This window comes from Bradyrhizobium sp. LVM 105, from assembly GCF_003957705.1.
Lineage (GTDB): Bacteria > Pseudomonadota > Alphaproteobacteria > Rhizobiales > Xanthobacteraceae > Bradyrhizobium > Bradyrhizobium frederickii.
Genome location: NZ_QZMV01000042.1, coordinates 1 through 15,484, shown reverse-complemented (window position 1 = coordinate 15,484; position 15,484 = coordinate 1). Strand labels below are relative to the sequence as shown.

The 15,484-nt window shown below is 57.9% G+C and carries 13 protein-coding genes; 7 read left to right on the top strand and 6 right to left on the bottom strand.

The features are described 5' to 3' along the window. Positions 1-726: 726 nt before the first annotated feature. On the bottom strand, positions 727-1,065 hold the full coding sequence (locus D6B98_RS38480; RefSeq protein WP_126262111.1) for an H-NS histone family protein: 339 nt from the start codon (positions 1,063-1,065) through the stop codon (positions 727-729). A 412-nt stretch (positions 1,066-1,477) separates the two neighbouring features. Between D6B98_RS38480 and D6B98_RS38475 the strand changes: the two genes are divergently transcribed. The 3 genes from D6B98_RS38475 (at position 1,478) to gmd (ending at position 6,012) form a co-directional block, all read left to right on the top strand. Then, positions 1,478-2,203 (top strand): hypothetical protein, encoded by a 726-nt coding sequence (locus D6B98_RS38475; RefSeq protein ID WP_126262110.1) that lies wholly within the window; start codon positions 1,478-1,480, stop codon positions 2,201-2,203. A 1,933-nt stretch (positions 2,204-4,136) separates the two neighbouring features. Beyond that, positions 4,137-4,721, top strand: a complete 585-nt coding sequence (locus D6B98_RS38465; RefSeq protein WP_245481534.1) for a transglutaminase-like cysteine peptidase — start codon at positions 4,137-4,139, stop codon at positions 4,719-4,721. Between the two features lie 199 nt (positions 4,722-4,920). Continuing rightward, positions 4,921-6,012 carry a GDP-mannose 4,6-dehydratase gene (gene gmd, locus D6B98_RS38460; RefSeq protein WP_126262108.1) on the top strand — a complete coding sequence of 364 codons (1,092 nt, stop codon included), beginning with the start codon at positions 4,921-4,923 and terminating at the stop codon, positions 6,010-6,012. Between the two features lie 77 nt (positions 6,013-6,089). Here gmd and D6B98_RS38455 read toward each other — a convergent pair whose 3' ends face one another. From D6B98_RS38455 to D6B98_RS38435, 5 genes are all read right to left on the bottom strand, one after another. Continuing rightward, positions 6,090-7,418, bottom strand: coding sequence for a WcaI family glycosyltransferase (locus tag D6B98_RS38455; protein WP_126262107.1), 1,329 nt, complete (start codon positions 7,416-7,418; stop codon positions 6,090-6,092). Positions 7,419-7,476: 58 nt separating this feature from the next. After that, positions 7,477-8,451 (bottom strand): GDP-L-fucose synthase family protein, encoded by a 975-nt coding sequence (locus D6B98_RS38450; protein WP_126262106.1) that lies wholly within the window; start codon positions 8,449-8,451, stop codon positions 7,477-7,479. Positions 8,452-8,731: 280 nt separating this feature from the next. Further along, complete coding sequence (locus tag D6B98_RS38445) at positions 8,732-9,004, bottom strand: hypothetical protein (RefSeq protein WP_235885170.1); 273 nt, start codon at positions 9,002-9,004, stop codon at positions 8,732-8,734. Between the two features lie 209 nt (positions 9,005-9,213). Next, a complete protein-coding gene (locus D6B98_RS38440) occupies positions 9,214-10,137 on the bottom strand; it encodes an ABC transporter substrate-binding protein (RefSeq protein WP_245481533.1) in 924 nt (307 codons plus the stop codon). 166 nt (positions 10,138-10,303) lie between these two features. Continuing rightward, positions 10,304-10,606, bottom strand: a complete 303-nt coding sequence (locus D6B98_RS38435; protein WP_126262105.1) for a hypothetical protein — start codon at positions 10,604-10,606, stop codon at positions 10,304-10,306. Here D6B98_RS38435 and D6B98_RS38430 point away from each other — a divergent pair. The 4 genes from D6B98_RS38430 (at position 10,596) to D6B98_RS38415 (ending at position 15,293) form a co-directional block, all read left to right on the top strand. Beyond that, positions 10,596-11,963, top strand: a complete 1,368-nt coding sequence (locus tag D6B98_RS38430) for an undecaprenyl-phosphate glucose phosphotransferase (protein ID WP_126262104.1) — start codon at positions 10,596-10,598, stop codon at positions 11,961-11,963. The two genes, D6B98_RS38435 and D6B98_RS38430, sit on opposite strands and share 11 nt — an antisense overlap. A 23-nt stretch (positions 11,964-11,986) precedes the next feature. Next, on the top strand, positions 11,987-12,727 hold the full coding sequence (locus tag D6B98_RS38425; protein ID WP_126262103.1) for an FkbM family methyltransferase: 741 nt from the start codon (positions 11,987-11,989) through the stop codon (positions 12,725-12,727). After that, a complete protein-coding gene (locus tag D6B98_RS41585) occupies positions 12,720-13,886 on the top strand; it encodes a glycosyltransferase family 4 protein (RefSeq protein WP_126262102.1) in 1,167 nt (388 codons plus the stop codon). The genes D6B98_RS38425 and D6B98_RS41585 overlap by 8 nt, the downstream gene beginning before the upstream one ends. A gap of 72 nt (positions 13,887-13,958) precedes the next feature. Then, a complete protein-coding gene (locus D6B98_RS38415) occupies positions 13,959-15,293 on the top strand; it encodes a lipopolysaccharide biosynthesis protein (protein ID WP_126262101.1) in 1,335 nt (444 codons plus the stop codon). Positions 15,294-15,484 lie beyond the last annotated feature (191 nt).

Below are 15,484 nucleotides of genomic sequence, written 5' to 3'. Positions count from 1 at the left end.
CGCACGGCAGCCTAACCCCGGCAGAGGCTCCACTTATCGACGCGGATATTCTGTTCAGACAACCGGGGCCAGCTCAGCACACGATCGTCGCCGACCCACGCGCTTCTCGACTGGTAGTTGGACTAGTTCGCCGAAACGAGCCGCCCGGCACCTGCTGACTCATCAGCGCACCTGAGCCAAGGCCAGCCTTCCTCTCAAGCACACTCTTTTGAAGGTGGATGCCCATTCGGTTGCGGTCGCCTACTAGACGCGGCTCTCTTGTAGCGCCGCCAGCTCTCCTAGAGCATTGCTGAGACAACCCCTCTTAAGGCCTGGCCACCCGTAAATTTCCCAAGTGTCGGCCACGAAGCTCGCTGGTTTACTGGTTCGAACCGAGTGCCCGCAGCATGAAAACACCGAAGCCAAAGCAATGGGCTAAAGAGGAGACCCAACGATTGCTCAGGCTTGCCCGGCAGGGAGTCGGCGCCGGCAGAATCGCCGCCGAACTCGGCCGCTACGCGGGGTCCGTGAGGCGAATGGCCCGGAGGATGGGACTGCTGTTGAAGAAATAGTCATCGAGCGATTGTCGGTATGCCCTGCCCCAATGTGTCGCGCGGCTGAACCATACAGCTCAAATTCGGCCGATCTCCCGCATCATCCCCAACCTGGCGTCGGTATGGCGACCACAGAAGAGCGCGCAGGCCAGCCGCTGGGGTCACTGCTGTCGCCGAATGCCGCAATCGCCGTTCAATTCGCCTGGCGCTTTTGAACCAAAGCCCGCTCGATGAGGAAATCGTCCAACTTCCGACCGCTTCGGAGCTGCGGCTGCAGCCACCGCGGCAGCCTGCCGCGACCGGACCATGTCTCCGCCGGGTTCTTGGGATTGCGGTATTTGGGACGAACGGGCGGGTATGGACGGCGTTTACGATCGAACCCTGTGGCCTCCTCGGCTAGCCCAATCCTGTGAAGCCGTTCCTCCAAGTGTGCTTTTTGCGCCAAGATTTTCTGAGTAAGGCTGGCAGTGACCTGCTGGTGAAACATCCAGAGCTCATCAAGGGAGAGCGAATTGAAATGCGCGGCGTCCATGGCGAGATCCGAGGTTAAAGACGAAGGTCCCAGCACAAAAGTCTGAGATGAAGCAGCAGGCAAGCCGCCAGACCAATGATAATCGCACAATCCACATTTAACTGCGGGAGGTGGCGGGGAGAATGGCATGAGGGCGGTAATATCATGGCGGAGCATTTAATTTGCCGAGAGGAAGTAACGCCCACTGAGGTGGTAACCAGGATCGTGACATCCAGAAGCTTGCCCGCCAGTCAGCTGCGCTTTGGCCCGCTTAATTGGGCGCATGGCCGCCCTGCGGCCCGGCGCGCTGGGCTGGGGTATTAATTCGACCGACCAGCGACACATTTAATTCATTGCGCCGCCAGATTTAAGTCGTATCGGGGCCCATGTCGCCGCGAAGTCTCTGGTGGGGGCGCATTACCGGGAGTTTTCGATGTCCGGTCATTTGCAATGTTATTTCGCCAGTTTGGTTCTTCTTGGAGGTCTTGCGGCGACACCTGCGCTCTCCAGCCCGTTTACTGACTTGTTCAATCCTGCTCCTCGCGAGCCCGCTGCAAGCCCTTCGGCGCGACCGGAATGCTTGGCACAGCCCGGCAACCCGCCCGGCGCCGGCCAGCGCTGGGTGTATCGGCGGGAAGGCCACGGCAAATGCTGGTTCTTGGCCGAGGGAGTCGCGACAGCGCGAGAACCGGGTCATCGTCGCATCGCCAACCGCACCGTCAGGCCCAACGAGGACGAGACCATGCGGCAGAGGCGGAGCCCTGTAAGCGATGCGCGCGCGGAGTTATCAAGCTCTGCGGCGGCTGGCGAGCCTCAACCGACGCCGCCGGCGCGCGAAGTGAAGGTGGCTGATGCTACTTCTGTTTTCGATGCGGGCGCGCCAATCCTGATTCCGGCGGCATCCGTCTCGGGTCTTCCCAACAGCCAACTCACGCCCGAGCAATCCGTGCCGCCCCAAGTCGACGCGGAGAAGCTTTCCGCTGCCGCGCGAGCCGACTCATCTCCAGCTATGCCGATGGGCCCGCGCGATGAACAGCTGCTCGGCGAGGCGCGCGACCGGACGTTAACTTGGCTAGGTGTGGCGCTGATGATGCTGGGGAGCTTCTCGATCTTAAGCGCGAGCCGCGCACTTAGGCACGCGCTGAGATTACGCCACTGATGCGCGGCATGCTGGCAGATTACCTCAAAGCTTCGGTGAACTCCTTGCGCGCTGATCTATCCGAATTGCAACACTTATAATGTTCCGCGCGTCTGCGCTCCATCTGGTACTGCCTCAGGGCGATGTTCGAGTATGATGCGGTCCCTCTTGTGCTTGGGACTGCCATCATGCGGTACAAAGTGTTCATGGTGGACAGCGGTCGGCGAGTGATCTGCGCTGCAAAGCTTGACTGCATTGACGAGCAGGCGGCGAGACGTCGAGCCGAGCAAATGCGTGGCGAGCACGACGTTGAGCTTTGGGACGGCGATCGACTTGTTGCGGTGTTCCGAAATGCATCGAATGAAGATCTTGGGCGAGCGCGCGATCCTGGATAAACGCCCGGTCTCGCCGCCGAGTTAATTCGAACGTTGTGAGCCACGCCAGCCTGGCGGTTGCCGGCACGTCGCAGGGACATACTCGCCCAGGTCGCTACTCCGCGCGATAAAGGCGTCGACCTTCCCCAGTTAATTGTAGATACGAGGATCGCGCGCCCTCCGTGCGCAAAATCGCACCAGCGAGCCGACGAAGGTCAAGCTGCGACCCCGTCGGGTCTCCAGTCTAAACGGCTCTCGCTCTGCCGTCAGCTCTGGTACGCCGTCTTCGGCCCATTGTTCTCGCTTCTACGCGTCGGAGCTTACTTCGAAGCTTCTCCACCTCTCTAAGCTCCGCCACAAGCGCTTGCAGCCGTTCGCTCAGAACAGCACAAGTATAAATCTGACGCGTACGCGACATCACATGCCTCAGAACGGCTAGAAGTAGAAAGTCGCGGGAAGAGAATAAGACAAAGAACCGCTCAACCGAATCTCAATGAGCTAAAGCCGCAGCCGCCAGATGCTCCCAGTACTCAGCCTCTGCGAGCAGCCTCCAGCTTCTATCCGGTTGGAGCGCGGCAGTCTGTCGGCAAAGCAAAGCCATAGCGCGAAAGCGACGAGCAGCGTCCATTACGACCTCCCATGTTTTCTTTTCCCCAACATATTTTTCAATTTTGCGATGGAGTCATCACGATTATATCGAATAATCAAATTTATTATTGAATAGCAGGTAATTAAGTTCCGTTCGCGCGTGACAGGAGTTGGTTTCGGTTTAAGCTTCGCATCGGTTTCGAATGCTAGTAGCCGGGGCCCTATTGCGCAGTTAAAGCGCACGAAAAGCCTGCGGGACAGCAACCTGCGAGACAGCAACACGAGATGCGAACCTTCGTGCGCGATCATCGATCTCAGAATAGCGACCGGCTGGGCACGGCAGTACGGCGCGGAAATTTGCCACGGCTCTTCGTCGGCATGTCGGGTTCACTAAAGCGGTTGGCGCGAGCGGTGGGGTTGCTTCTTAATGACTAATTGAATGGTCCCATTAATCTTCGTCAACCGCGATCGGCGAGCGTCTTACCGCCTCAGTTCGCGTTGCTGTGCCCTCCACAGCAACCTCTCCTCGGAGAGGACATCGACCACTATCAGGCTCTTCAGGCCCGTCCGCGACCTCGATGCTCAGTCTGCCATCGAGTGGCTCGTTGCTATCGACATCGCAGAACTCTCCTGGGACATGCAACCTGGATCTGCCGCATAGACTCCTGAACCTCCGACGTTCACGAAGGGCACGTCTTGCCAAAGGTGCTCGGCGCAATGGTCCGCAAAGCACCGTCCCCGCTTCGCGAACGAGTCTTGCTGGCGAGGCCCTGCATGGATCCCGAGGTCGTCAGCATGCGGCCTTCGACGGACGAGATGACGAAAGCATGAGGGCCTCCATCGACGCAGATGATGTAAGGATTGAGGGCCACAGACTGGCGATGGCGCCTTCAGAACCAGTTCGCGCACTGCTCCAGGAATGAGCACAAATTGCCTCACAATTGTCATAGCGCTTCCACTGCATCGCAATATACTTCGTCTAGCAATCAATAATGTCAGGCGAACTCTCGATGATCAGACATGCGGTCCGCATGCTGGCCGTAATGTATTGCGTTTGCGGCCAGCCCGCCTACTCGAACTATGAATCTCAAGCGGTGACGCCACCGCTATCATTCTCACAATTCTGCATTCAATATCCCGAGGACTGCCAACGTCACGACGACCGCAGGATCAGAGACTTCCGCTCCTCAGTTCAACGTTGGCGAGAGCTCGCTCAGATCAATTCAACGGTGAATTTCGGCATAGCGCCGAAAGATCTGCCCGCAGGCCGACGTGACGCGGAATGGCGGATATTCCCTGACGAAGGCAATTGCGGCGACTATGCCGTCACCAAGCGCCATCTGCTGCTGCGATCCGGCTGGCCCAGCTCGGCGCTCCTTCTTGCAGAGGTCATCATCCGTGCAACAGGCGAGCACCACCTTGTGCTGCTCGTGCGCGAGGGAAAAGCGGTCCTTGTACTTGATAATCTCAGTCCGGTGGTTACGCCGCTCGTGGACGTCTTGGACAGATACATCCTCGTGCGGTCGGAATCGGGAACAGAACCCCAGCGTTGGATACGCGAAGTTGCTGCTTTCTAGCAAGCTAACAGCCGGCAGCTAAAGGCTTCCTCGCGGATTTCTTCTATTGGTAGCAGCCCCAAGGTTACCATAGCGCGGATTCCGAAGCATCTGGCAGGCCGAGAGAAGGCCGTTAATCTAAGCTCGAATTTCGGGCGATCTCACCCTCCCTAACCAAGTCAATTTCATGTAAGCACAAGTCTCAAATTTTGGGATCGATATGACAAAAAAACGAGCTCTGATTACTGGCGTTACTGGCCAGGATGGCGCCTATTTGGCCGAACTTCTTTTGCAGAAGGGATATGAGGTCCATGGCATCAAGCGCAGGACCTCCCTGTTCAACACAGATCGCATCGATCATCTGTATCTCGATCCGCATGAGCCCGATCCGCCCTTCCGCCTCCACTATGGCGATCTAACGGACTCCTCGAGCCTGATCCGGATCGTCGGCCAGGTGCAGCCCGACGAGATCTACAATCTCGCGGCACAGAGCCACGTTGCCGTTTCGTTCGAGGAGCCGGAATATACTGCAAACTCCGACGCCCTCGGCGCGCTGCGCATCCTCGAGGCCATGCGCATTACGGGATTGGAAAAGAAGGCGCGCTTCTATCAAGCCTCAACGTCGGAGCTATACGGCTTGGTCCAGGAGATCCCCCAAAAGGAAACCACGCCGTTTTATCCTCGATCGCCCTACGCGGTTGCCAAGCTCTACGCCTACTGGATTACGGTCAACTACCGTGAGGCCTACGAGATGTATGCCTGCAACGGCATTCTCTTTAACCACGAATCTCCTGTCCGCGGTGAGACTTTTGTGACCCGAAAGATCACGCGTGCTTTGGCGCGGATTCACTTAGGCCTGCAGGAGAGGCTTTATCTCGGCAATCTGGATGCCCTGCGCGATTGGGGACACGCGCGTGACTATGTCGAAATGCAATGGCTGATGCTGCAGCAGGACAAGCCGGAGGATTTCGTCATCGCTACCGGCGTGCAACACTCCGTCCGAGATTTCGTGAATGTCGCAGCGAACGAAGTCGGCATGACAGTTCGCTGGGAAGGAAGCGGCGTCGACGAGAAGGGATACGATGCCAAGACTGGCAAGTGTGTCGTTTCAGTCGATCCTCGCTATTTCCGTCCGACCGAAGTCGCGACGCTCCTCGGTGATCCATCCAAGGCCAAGCAGAAACTGGGCTGGGAGCCCAAGACAACGTTCGAAAGCCTGGTTCGAGAAATGATGAAAGAAGATCTCGAATCCGCAAAACGCGACGAACTGATCAAGCAGCACGGCTTCAGATATTATCCGCGCCACGAATAGTCTTCGTCGGCCGGGGAATCGATCCAAGCAAATGAGCGCCCACCGCGGCGCTCATTTTTTTTGAATCATTCCGGAACTTAGACCAAGGGCGATGGAATGCCTCGCGACCGAACGGCATCGTCCACGGGAACCCCAATGTCGTCGACAGCGCCTTTCAGGCCGGGATTCTGCTGCCCTATCGTATTGCCCTGCCCTGCCATGGCCTCCGACCATCGGTGCACAATCGTGCGACGATCCCAACGATCAACGGCGCGCCTTCTTCCTTCCGCACCGAAATGTTCACAGAGAGCCGGCGCTCCACTGAGTTGACAGATCGCAAGCTCAAGAGCGGCCGAATCTCCGGGTGGAATCACAATGCCCGCATCCGTGACTTCCGCCGCAAGACCCGTACCTTCTTCAGCCATCGCGATGACAGGCCGAGCGGACGCGAAGATTGCGCCGAGTTTCGAGGGCAACACCAGATCGGCGGCCTCAGCCTTCTGCGGAATCAGATGAAAATCGGCCGTGGCCATCAATTGATTGAAGCTATCGACCGGCTGAAGCCCGAGAAAATGGATATTGCGATGTCCGGTGGCGAGCTGCTCCAGCCTCGTCTTATGAGGACCCTCGCCTGCAAGGATGAAGTGGATGTGCGGTTGGCTTTTCTCCAATCCAATCGCGGCCTCGATCACGAGTTCGAGCCCTTGCTTGTTGGACATTGTTCCAGAGTAAAGTGCAACAATATCGCTCTCGCCCAGCTTCAGGTCCTGACGGTATCTGGTCATCCGCGAACCCGGGCAGATCGCACTGGTGTCAATCCAGTTTCTCACCTCGGCTGTCTTGTCGGGACCCAGCCCTTTGATTCTCAGCCGCTCCACCATCGCTTGAGAGATGGTCGAAACATGATCGAACGATCTGAGGATCGCCGCCTCGGCTTTCAGCATCCATTTTCGCAAGTTAGGATTGCGCAACAGACCAAGGTCGAACGCCGCATCGACCTCGAAATCCTGTACATGGAGCCATGATTTGGCACCGACGCGACGGGCTACGAACGACACGAAAGCAGCCGACATCAGCGATGGCGCCACGGCGATCATAATGTCGGGTCGCCAGGATAGCGCCTGAAAGAGGACCGGCGCCGCGCTCGTGAGCGCGAATGAAGCATGATGGACCAACCGTTTTGCGCCCGAGGGATGTCCCGGCACATAAATCGGCGTACGCGTCACCTGAACGCCGCCAATTTCTCTCGATCTGAAGTACGACGACTTGAACGCCGGGGGAATCTTCCAGGCCGGATAATAGGGCGGCGCCGTAATGACCTTAACTTCATGCCCCTCGGCGGCCAGACTTTCGCAGAGCTCGGCGTTGTATTTCGCCACGCCGATCAGATCGGGGGCATAGTTGATGCCGACCAAGAGAACACGCATAAAGCCCCGCCCAAATCAAAGTTCAGAATAAAAATATTTTGCAGTTGAAGTCGTCTACTCAGCGCGTTGCGCTGACTTCCAGATGGCGTCCGTAGCCCTTCAAAAAATCTGCGTAAGCGGCCGCGAGACCGACCCGCAGAGCAACGTTCGGTCGCCAACCAAGCCCACGAATTCGCGAGCTGTCCAGAAGCTTGCGCGGCGTGCCGTCGGGCTTCGACGTATCGAAAATCAGCTTGCCTTCGTAGCCCACGACCTCGGCGACAGCCGCTGCGAAATCCGCAATCGACACCTCGTCGCCACTACCGACATTGATCGGCAGGTCACTCGAATAATTCTTCAGTAGAAAGACGCAGGCGTCCGCGAAATCATCGACGTTGAGAAATTCGCGAAGCGGCGTGCCCGTGCCCCACACGGTGACTGTCGGCGCCTTGGCGAGCTTGGCTTCGTGGAAGCGCCGAATCAGCGCTGCGGGCACATGGCTATGATCCGGATGATAATTGTCGCCGCGGCCGTAGAGATTGGTCGGCATAGCCGAGATGAAATCATCGCCATATTGGCGACGATACGCCTGGCACATCTTGAGGCCGGCAATCTTGGCGATTGCATACCACTCGTTGGTCGGTTCAAGCGGCCCCGTCAGCAATTCGCTTTCGGCGATCGGCTGCTTGGCGTGCTTGGGATAGATGCAGGACGAGCCGAGGAACAGCAGGCGCTGCACACCAACCGCGTGACTTGCGCGAATCACGTTCAACTCCAGCGCAAGGTTGTCGCAGAGAAAGTCGACCGGAAAATTGTTGTTGGCTGCGATACCGCCGACCTTCGCCGCGGCGTGAACCACGACCTCGGGACGATTGGCCTCGAGCCATTTCAGCGTGGGCTCTTCCTTTGTCAGATCGAGTTGGCGGCGATCGGCTGTCAGGACGGTGCAATTCTCGGACGCAAGCCTGCGGACGACAGCCGATCCGACCATGCCGCGGTGACCCGCGACAAAGACACGTTTGCCCGAGAGATCGTAGGTTGCAGCCCCTGTCATCGTATCCTCTACAAGCGTTCGGTTCGCCGGATCATCAGCGATCCAGTTACCGCCGCATTACGCAATCACGCTGCCGATGCAGCCCCGCCGAACAGCTAACACAATCTTCACCATGCGACAGCCTGTCCCGGCCGGACAAAGATATTCATGATGAACCTGCGCTGCGCGCACAAAAGGTCAGCACACAATGAAACAAAAACGAGCAAGGCAGCCGCATCGGCTATGCGGCTGCCTTGGAAGATCGTTGAAAACGGCAGCCGCCGCTCGGGCTAGCTCAACCTCAGTATGCCCGGCGCAAGACAGGGCCGACAGGCGCGCAAACCCGGTCCATGTACCAGCCATAGGGCGTCTCGACCCGCACCAGGGGGCAACGGCGCCACGGCACATACCGATAGGGATAGGGCTGCGCCCAGAACGTCACAGGCGTCGCCTGGCTCTCGCCCGTGAGCAGGGCTGCCGGTGCCGGCATCTGCATCGCGGCGCTCGCTCCGCTCGCCGCGCAGAAGGTAACAGTTGCGGCCAAAAGGCCTGCTCGGATCAACGTCTTAAACATCCAAAATAGCTCCTCGCCCCTGCGGATTTGATCCCCGACCGTACTCGTCAGATCCCAGCCGACCGACGTCGCCGGTTCGCAGGGCCACTCCGCGACCAGCCCAAATAGTGAACCGAACTTTACCAAGGCCACCGCCGGAAATGCAACCGGTGCCGGGGCGGCCGAGCGACTTTTGGGACGAGATGGCGCGCAGGTGTGGCTTCTTGGTCCTATTTTTCCTCGCTCCAGGCGCCCGGAGCGGCGAGATCGGGCGATCGGCGGTAGACATCCCGGAGGAATTGGTAGTTGACGGTCTGAGCCAGAGGCACATCTTCCTCGCCGAGTTTGGCAAAGAGAAGGATATCCCGCAGCGTCCGCCAGCGGCTTTCGTCGTAGTCGCCGATACGTCCGCCCGTCGGGAGCACCAGCGGGCGCTGCTGCTGCAGCTCGAATCTGAGCCGCTCGGGATTCAGACTGCCAGGTCCGGCACCGGCGAGAACGGGCACGCTCCGTGCATAGTCCGCGTAGGTGAATTGCCATCCTCGAATGAGGCCCTGAAGGACATCGGCAATCGTGGATGGCTGTTCATGGACGAGAGCATTGCTCGCGAAGTAAACCAAGCCAGGAACATGGATACCATAGTCTTGCGGCTTGATGACATTCAGCTTCACGAAGGCCGAACTGGTGGGATCCGGCTGCGCGTCGATTGCGGCGATGATGGCATCCACCTCCCCGGCTCGCAGCGCATCGAAGCTGTCGCGGTCAGCCACCTTGGTGATCTGGCTTCGGGGCAGTCCGAGCTGCGCCATCATGGCATCGAAAACGACGTCTCCCTCGCTCGCCCTGCGGTATCCCACACGCTTTCCGACCAGATCAGCCGGCCGCCGCAGGCCCGAACTTTCCAGCGTGAAGATCGCCACGGAGGTATCGAGGAAGCTCGCGGCAAAGGCCGTCACGGGAACGCCGCGCCAGGTTGCCAGCAGGAACTTGTGGCCGCTCGTCACGCCGATGGCATGTTGACGTGCAACAATTTGGACGAAGTCTGGATCGGATTGGGCCGCCAGCTCAATGCGGGAGGAGAAATATGCCTGCCTCGACGCAGCGAGCTCGCCGGCGAAGCGCGCGCCATGTGGCCCGTCGAGGAGGAGCTTCACCGCGGCGGCAGTCGGAGCCGTGGGGGCCCGTACGGGTGCCACATCGGGGCGAAGAAGGAGAAGCGCGGTCCCGACCAAGGCCAAGGCAGCAAGGCCAATGGCGAGGGTGCGCTTCCCGCTCGACCGGGTTCGTCGCCGGGACTGGGTTCGAGGCAACGAGATCTTCCTAACGGGTTGCGAAAATTAACATATCAGCCGGGGCGGGATGGGCTACAATGCAGGCTTGTGGGGTAAGGTTAACTTTTCCTTCGCCTTGTTTTAACAGCGATTTTGACCGATAGCACGGCTGTTCGGGTAATGAATATTGCGTCGATGGATTTGGCAGGATGACTATTATTTCCACAAGGCCGGTGCCTGCCTCTGATTCTACGGCGAAAATTGGCCTGGTCGAGCCGGCGGCGGATGCGACTTCCGGATTTTCACCGAACTGGCTGCGACCTGTGGTTGTCGAGCGGGCGATGGCGGTCATCGACGCGGCGCTGGTCATGGTCAGCGGCATCGGCTGCGCGGCCGGCTATCACATCGCGACCGCGGGCACGCTCGGCAAGGCGGACGTCTATGCGGCGGCGAGCGTGCTGGTGGCGATCAATTTCGTGCTGCTGACGGTGGTGCAGCACGGCTACCGGCTGAAGAACATCACCAACCTGCCGCGCACCTTCCGGCTGACGCTGACGACCTGGACCGGGCTGTTCGGGGCGCTGCTGGCGATCGCCTTCACGATGAAGGTCAGCGAGGAGTTTTCGCGCGGCACCACGATCTCGTTCTACCTGGTCGGCCTCATTGTGCTGCTGGCCTGGAAGATGATGGCGGCGCGCTGGACCGCGCATGCCTTGCGCACCGGCGCCTTCGCCAACGGCCGCGCCGTCATGATCGCCGAGTTCGGCCTTGCCAGCTCCTCCAACGCGGTCGACGACCTCGGCCAGCACGGCTACCGCCTGGTGCGGGTGATGGAGATCCCGCCGAGGGACCTCGCCTCGCCGCTGCTGCTGTCGCAGCTGGCGCCGCGCTTCGAGGAGCTGATCGCGTTCGCGCGCGAGCAGCGGATCGAGCACGTCTTCCTGCTGATGAACTGGAGCCGGCAGCACGCGATCGACAGCATTCTGGACGCGCTGAAGATCCTGCCCATCCCCGTGCATCTGGTGCCGGACCCCAACGCGGCGCGGTTCCTGCGCTATCCGCTGGTCTCCACCGGCAACACGTTCACCGCCGAGCTGCGCCGCGCGCCGCTGTCCTGGAAGGAGCGCGCGCTGAAGCGGACGCTCGACCTCGTCGGCGCCAGCCTTGCGCTTTTAGTGTTCGCGCCGGTGATGCTGGTGACCGCGATGCTGATCAAGCTGAGCTCGAAGGGCCCGGTGTTCTTCCGCCAGACCCGCCACGGCTTCGGCGGGCGCGCGTTCAAGATCTTCAAGTTCCGCACCATGCGCGTGCTGGAGGACGGCCCGACGATTCGGCAGGCGCAGAAGAACGACCCGCGCGTCACGGGAATCGGCAAATGGCTGCGCAAGACCTCGATCGACGAGCTGCCGCAGCTCTTCAACGTGCTCAAGGGCGACATGTCGCTGGTCGGCCCCCGCCCGCACGCGGCCGCCCACAACGACGAATATGAGCAGATCATCGGCAACTACGCCTTCCGCCACCACGTCAAGCCCGGCATCACCGGCTGGGCCCAGGTTAATGGTTATCGCGGAGAAACCCGCACGCTCGACCTGATGCAGAAGCGCGTGGAGTATGACCTGTGGTACATCAACAATTGGAGCTTGTGGTTGGATGTGAGAATCATGTTGGGAACGATAGTTGTCTCCATGGTCCGTCCAACTGCTTATTGATCAGATTCTGTTGAGCCACCGCCTTGCCAATTGATCTCATTCTAATCCGCATTCAAAAGCTCCTACACGCGCTCACCTCTCTCTCAGGAATGCGAGCGCTCAAGCACGGAGTTGCAGCGAGCATCGAGCACAGAGACGCGCTGGGAGACGTGGAGTACAAGACGGTCATCGATGTCGGGGCGAATGTCGGGCAGTTTGCACTATTCGCGCGCGAGCAATATCCAGCGGCAGATATTTTCAGTTTCGAACCACTCGATGACTGCTGGAGTATTTTCAGTGACATCTTCAGCAGCGACAAGCATGTTCAACTATTTCGCTGCGGCATTGGACCCAAAGATACACAGGCTACTTTAAACGTTACAAATCAAAACGATTCGTCCTCACTCCTGACTCCGGCAGCGATGCAAACCGAGGCATTCGGAACTGAGGTAAAGGCAAGACGGAACGTCGAGATGCGCCGACTGGGATCCGCTTTGAGACGGGAGCAGATAGCTGCCCCCGCATTGCTGAAGATCGATGTGCAGGGATTTGAACTAAGTGTACTGCAGGGATGCGAAGAACTGCTTGGTCACTTCGACACAATCTATCTTGAAGCTTCTTTCCGCGAACTTTACCAGGGACAGGCTCTTGTAGGTGATGTGATTGAGCATCTGAGGGGAAGGGGATTTGAACTCCGCGGCGTATTCAACCAGAATATGAGCGGAGCTAAAGGCCCCTTGCAGGCGGACTTTCTGTTCAAACAGGCTCATTTTGTGAATGCCTAGATATCCTTTTGCTGTTGCGACCATGACGACTCCGCCCGGGATTCGAGCCAGACACCAAGTTGTCTTTTGCGCGCTAGAAACCTACTCGTTGGTTGGCGGCATGCAAAACTTCAATCGGCGTGTAGTAAGAAACCTAAAGTCAACGGCGGAATCGCGGGGCGCTCCTCTACCGCGACTGCTATTCCTCCGCGATGGCGATTCCATACCGAAGGATCTCACTGCCATTGCGCAAAGCTATTCAAATCGGATCTCGTTTATTTTCGGAAGCGTACTCGCCGGATTGAGCGCCGACGTGCTCATTATAGGGCATATCAATCTGTTGCTAATTGCAGCGATTGTGAGGTGCCTCCGCTGGAAGACACCGATACTCCTATTTGTGCATGGAGATGAAGTCTGGAACGAACCCCTGAGGCGAAAAAAGCGATGGTACGATAGCATCTTTCTCCGTGCAATTAGTCGGATCGCATCAGTAAGCCAGTATACCGCTGATGTCATGTCGGAGCAGTTCGGAGTGAGCGCGAAGAGATTCTCGCTTCTTCCAAACGCTGTCGATTTTATCGAGCGCCCCTCTGGTCTAGGTGCATCGGACGTTTCTGTTGTTCTAACCGTATCTCGGCTAAGTTCGGGCGACAGAGCGAAAAACATTGATCAGATGCTAAGAGCAATTGCTCTTCTGAAAAAGAGGATGCCGAGGGTTAGGTACGAAATCGTCGGCGATGGGTCGCTGCGCGCCGAGCTTGAGCGCCTAGCGATCGAACTGGGCATCGTCGAGAATGTTTCATTTCTCGGTCGACTAACAGATTCGGAGCTTTCCAGGGCCTATCTGCGAGCTACGGTTTTCGCCTTGCCTTCTTCCAAAGAGGGATTTGGCATAGTGTATCTCGAAGCGTGGCTTCGCCTCTTACCCGTGCTTTGCAGCTCGTCGGGCGCCTCGAAAGAAGTCGTTTCGGATGCTCACGACGGATTTGTCGTTAACGATCGAGATCCGCAGGAAATAGCGGACCGGCTTCACGATTTACTAAGCGACCCCGCACTCGCGAGACGATTCGGAGAGTATGGACGGAGGAAAGTCGAGGCTAAGTATCTGAACGATTCGTTTCAAGCAAATCTGAATGCGATCATCGATCGACTCAAGGAAGGGCTCAGCCCCCGCCTCTGAGCAGCTCTAGCAAGCCGGCAGTCTAACAATCTTTTGTTTGCACGCGCGCCGCACGGACAATGGTATTCTTCCATGACGCTCACGATGCGGCACTCATTTCACAGCATCGCTGCGACATTTGGCGCGCAGATCTATAATCAGATTGTTACCGTCGGTGTCCAGTTAGCTATCGTTCCAGTGCTGCTCTACTTCTGGGGGACCGAGCGGTACGGGGCGTGGATACTGTTGTCAGCAGTTCCGACCTATCTGACTTTCGCCGACTTCGGGTTCACGATGGCGGCAAAGAACGTAATGACGATCAAGGTTGCAAACGGAGATCGCACTGGGGCTTTGATTACGTACCAGAGCATATTCACGTTGCTGACCGGAATAATTGCCGTCATTCTTTGCTTGGCGCTAATAGGTCTTCCCTCTTTGCACGTAACCAGAGTCTTTGGCTTGGATCTGATCAGTGAGAGGTCCGCCAATCTCGTCCTAATGCTACTCGCTACAAACGTCCTCCTGACGCAGTATATGCTCCTGTTTGCGAGCGGCTTTCGATGCACGGGCAGGCCGGCAGAGGAAGTTGCGTGGGGCGCCTCCGCCAGATTAATGGAGGGAATCGTAACTGCGGTTGCAGCTACCATAACTCAAGACCTCGTGGTCGCTGCATTGGCGATCGTAAGCAACCGCACAGCCTTCGCAATCGCTGCATGGCTGAGACTAAGATTGCTCGAGCCTTGGCTAAGTGTCGGTTATCAGCATGCCACTTTAGCCGAAGCGAGGCGCCTTTTTCAGCCATCTCTTAGTTTCATGTTAGTTTCGATTGGCCAAGCAATTACGATTCAAGGGCCGGTTATTGTTCTTGGTTTAACCGGAACGCCAGCGGAAGTTGTTATCTTTTCAACTTCTCGGACGCTGGCGAGACTCGGAACGTCGGCTGCAAACATTTTCAATTTCGCGCTAACGCCAGAATACTCTCGTCTGTTTGGAGTGAAGAGATTTCGGCAATTTTCGCAACTCGCCCGAATTCATTTCTTCATTGCTGTCGGCGCGAGCGTCTTCTATGTGGCCGTTCTAAGTGCAGCCGGGAATGACATACTTTCACTCTGGACGAAGGGCGCAGTGGTTGCTCATTTTCCCTTTTTCATCGTGCTTCTACTTGCAGTCGCTGCCGAGATGATCTGGACCACCGAGCTGATACCGCTCGCCTCGATTAATAAGCACGTTGCTATCTCTAGAGCATTCTCTGCCTCAAGCTTGGTCGCAATCGCCCTCTCCTATCTGATCGGACGGCTTCATGGGGGCCTCACTGGTGTAGCCGCACCCTTGCTCGCACTGCATTGCGCTCTAGTGATCTTGGCCGGGAGCCAACTCTGGAGTCTGTTAGACAACGATCACGAGCAATCTCGACGGCACGAAACTTGAATAATTGCAACTTTTGTAGCACGGCGACCAGCAATTTTGAGCGATACTAGGTGAAAACGATATGAGCACGCGCGACTCCTACATGTCAGTCGAAGACAAGCTTGCGGCGGCCGCACTCTGAGCTGGTCCCGCAAATCTGAACAGCGCGATAAGTGGAGTTTCTGCCTGACGGCGGGCAAGATTGACCCGCG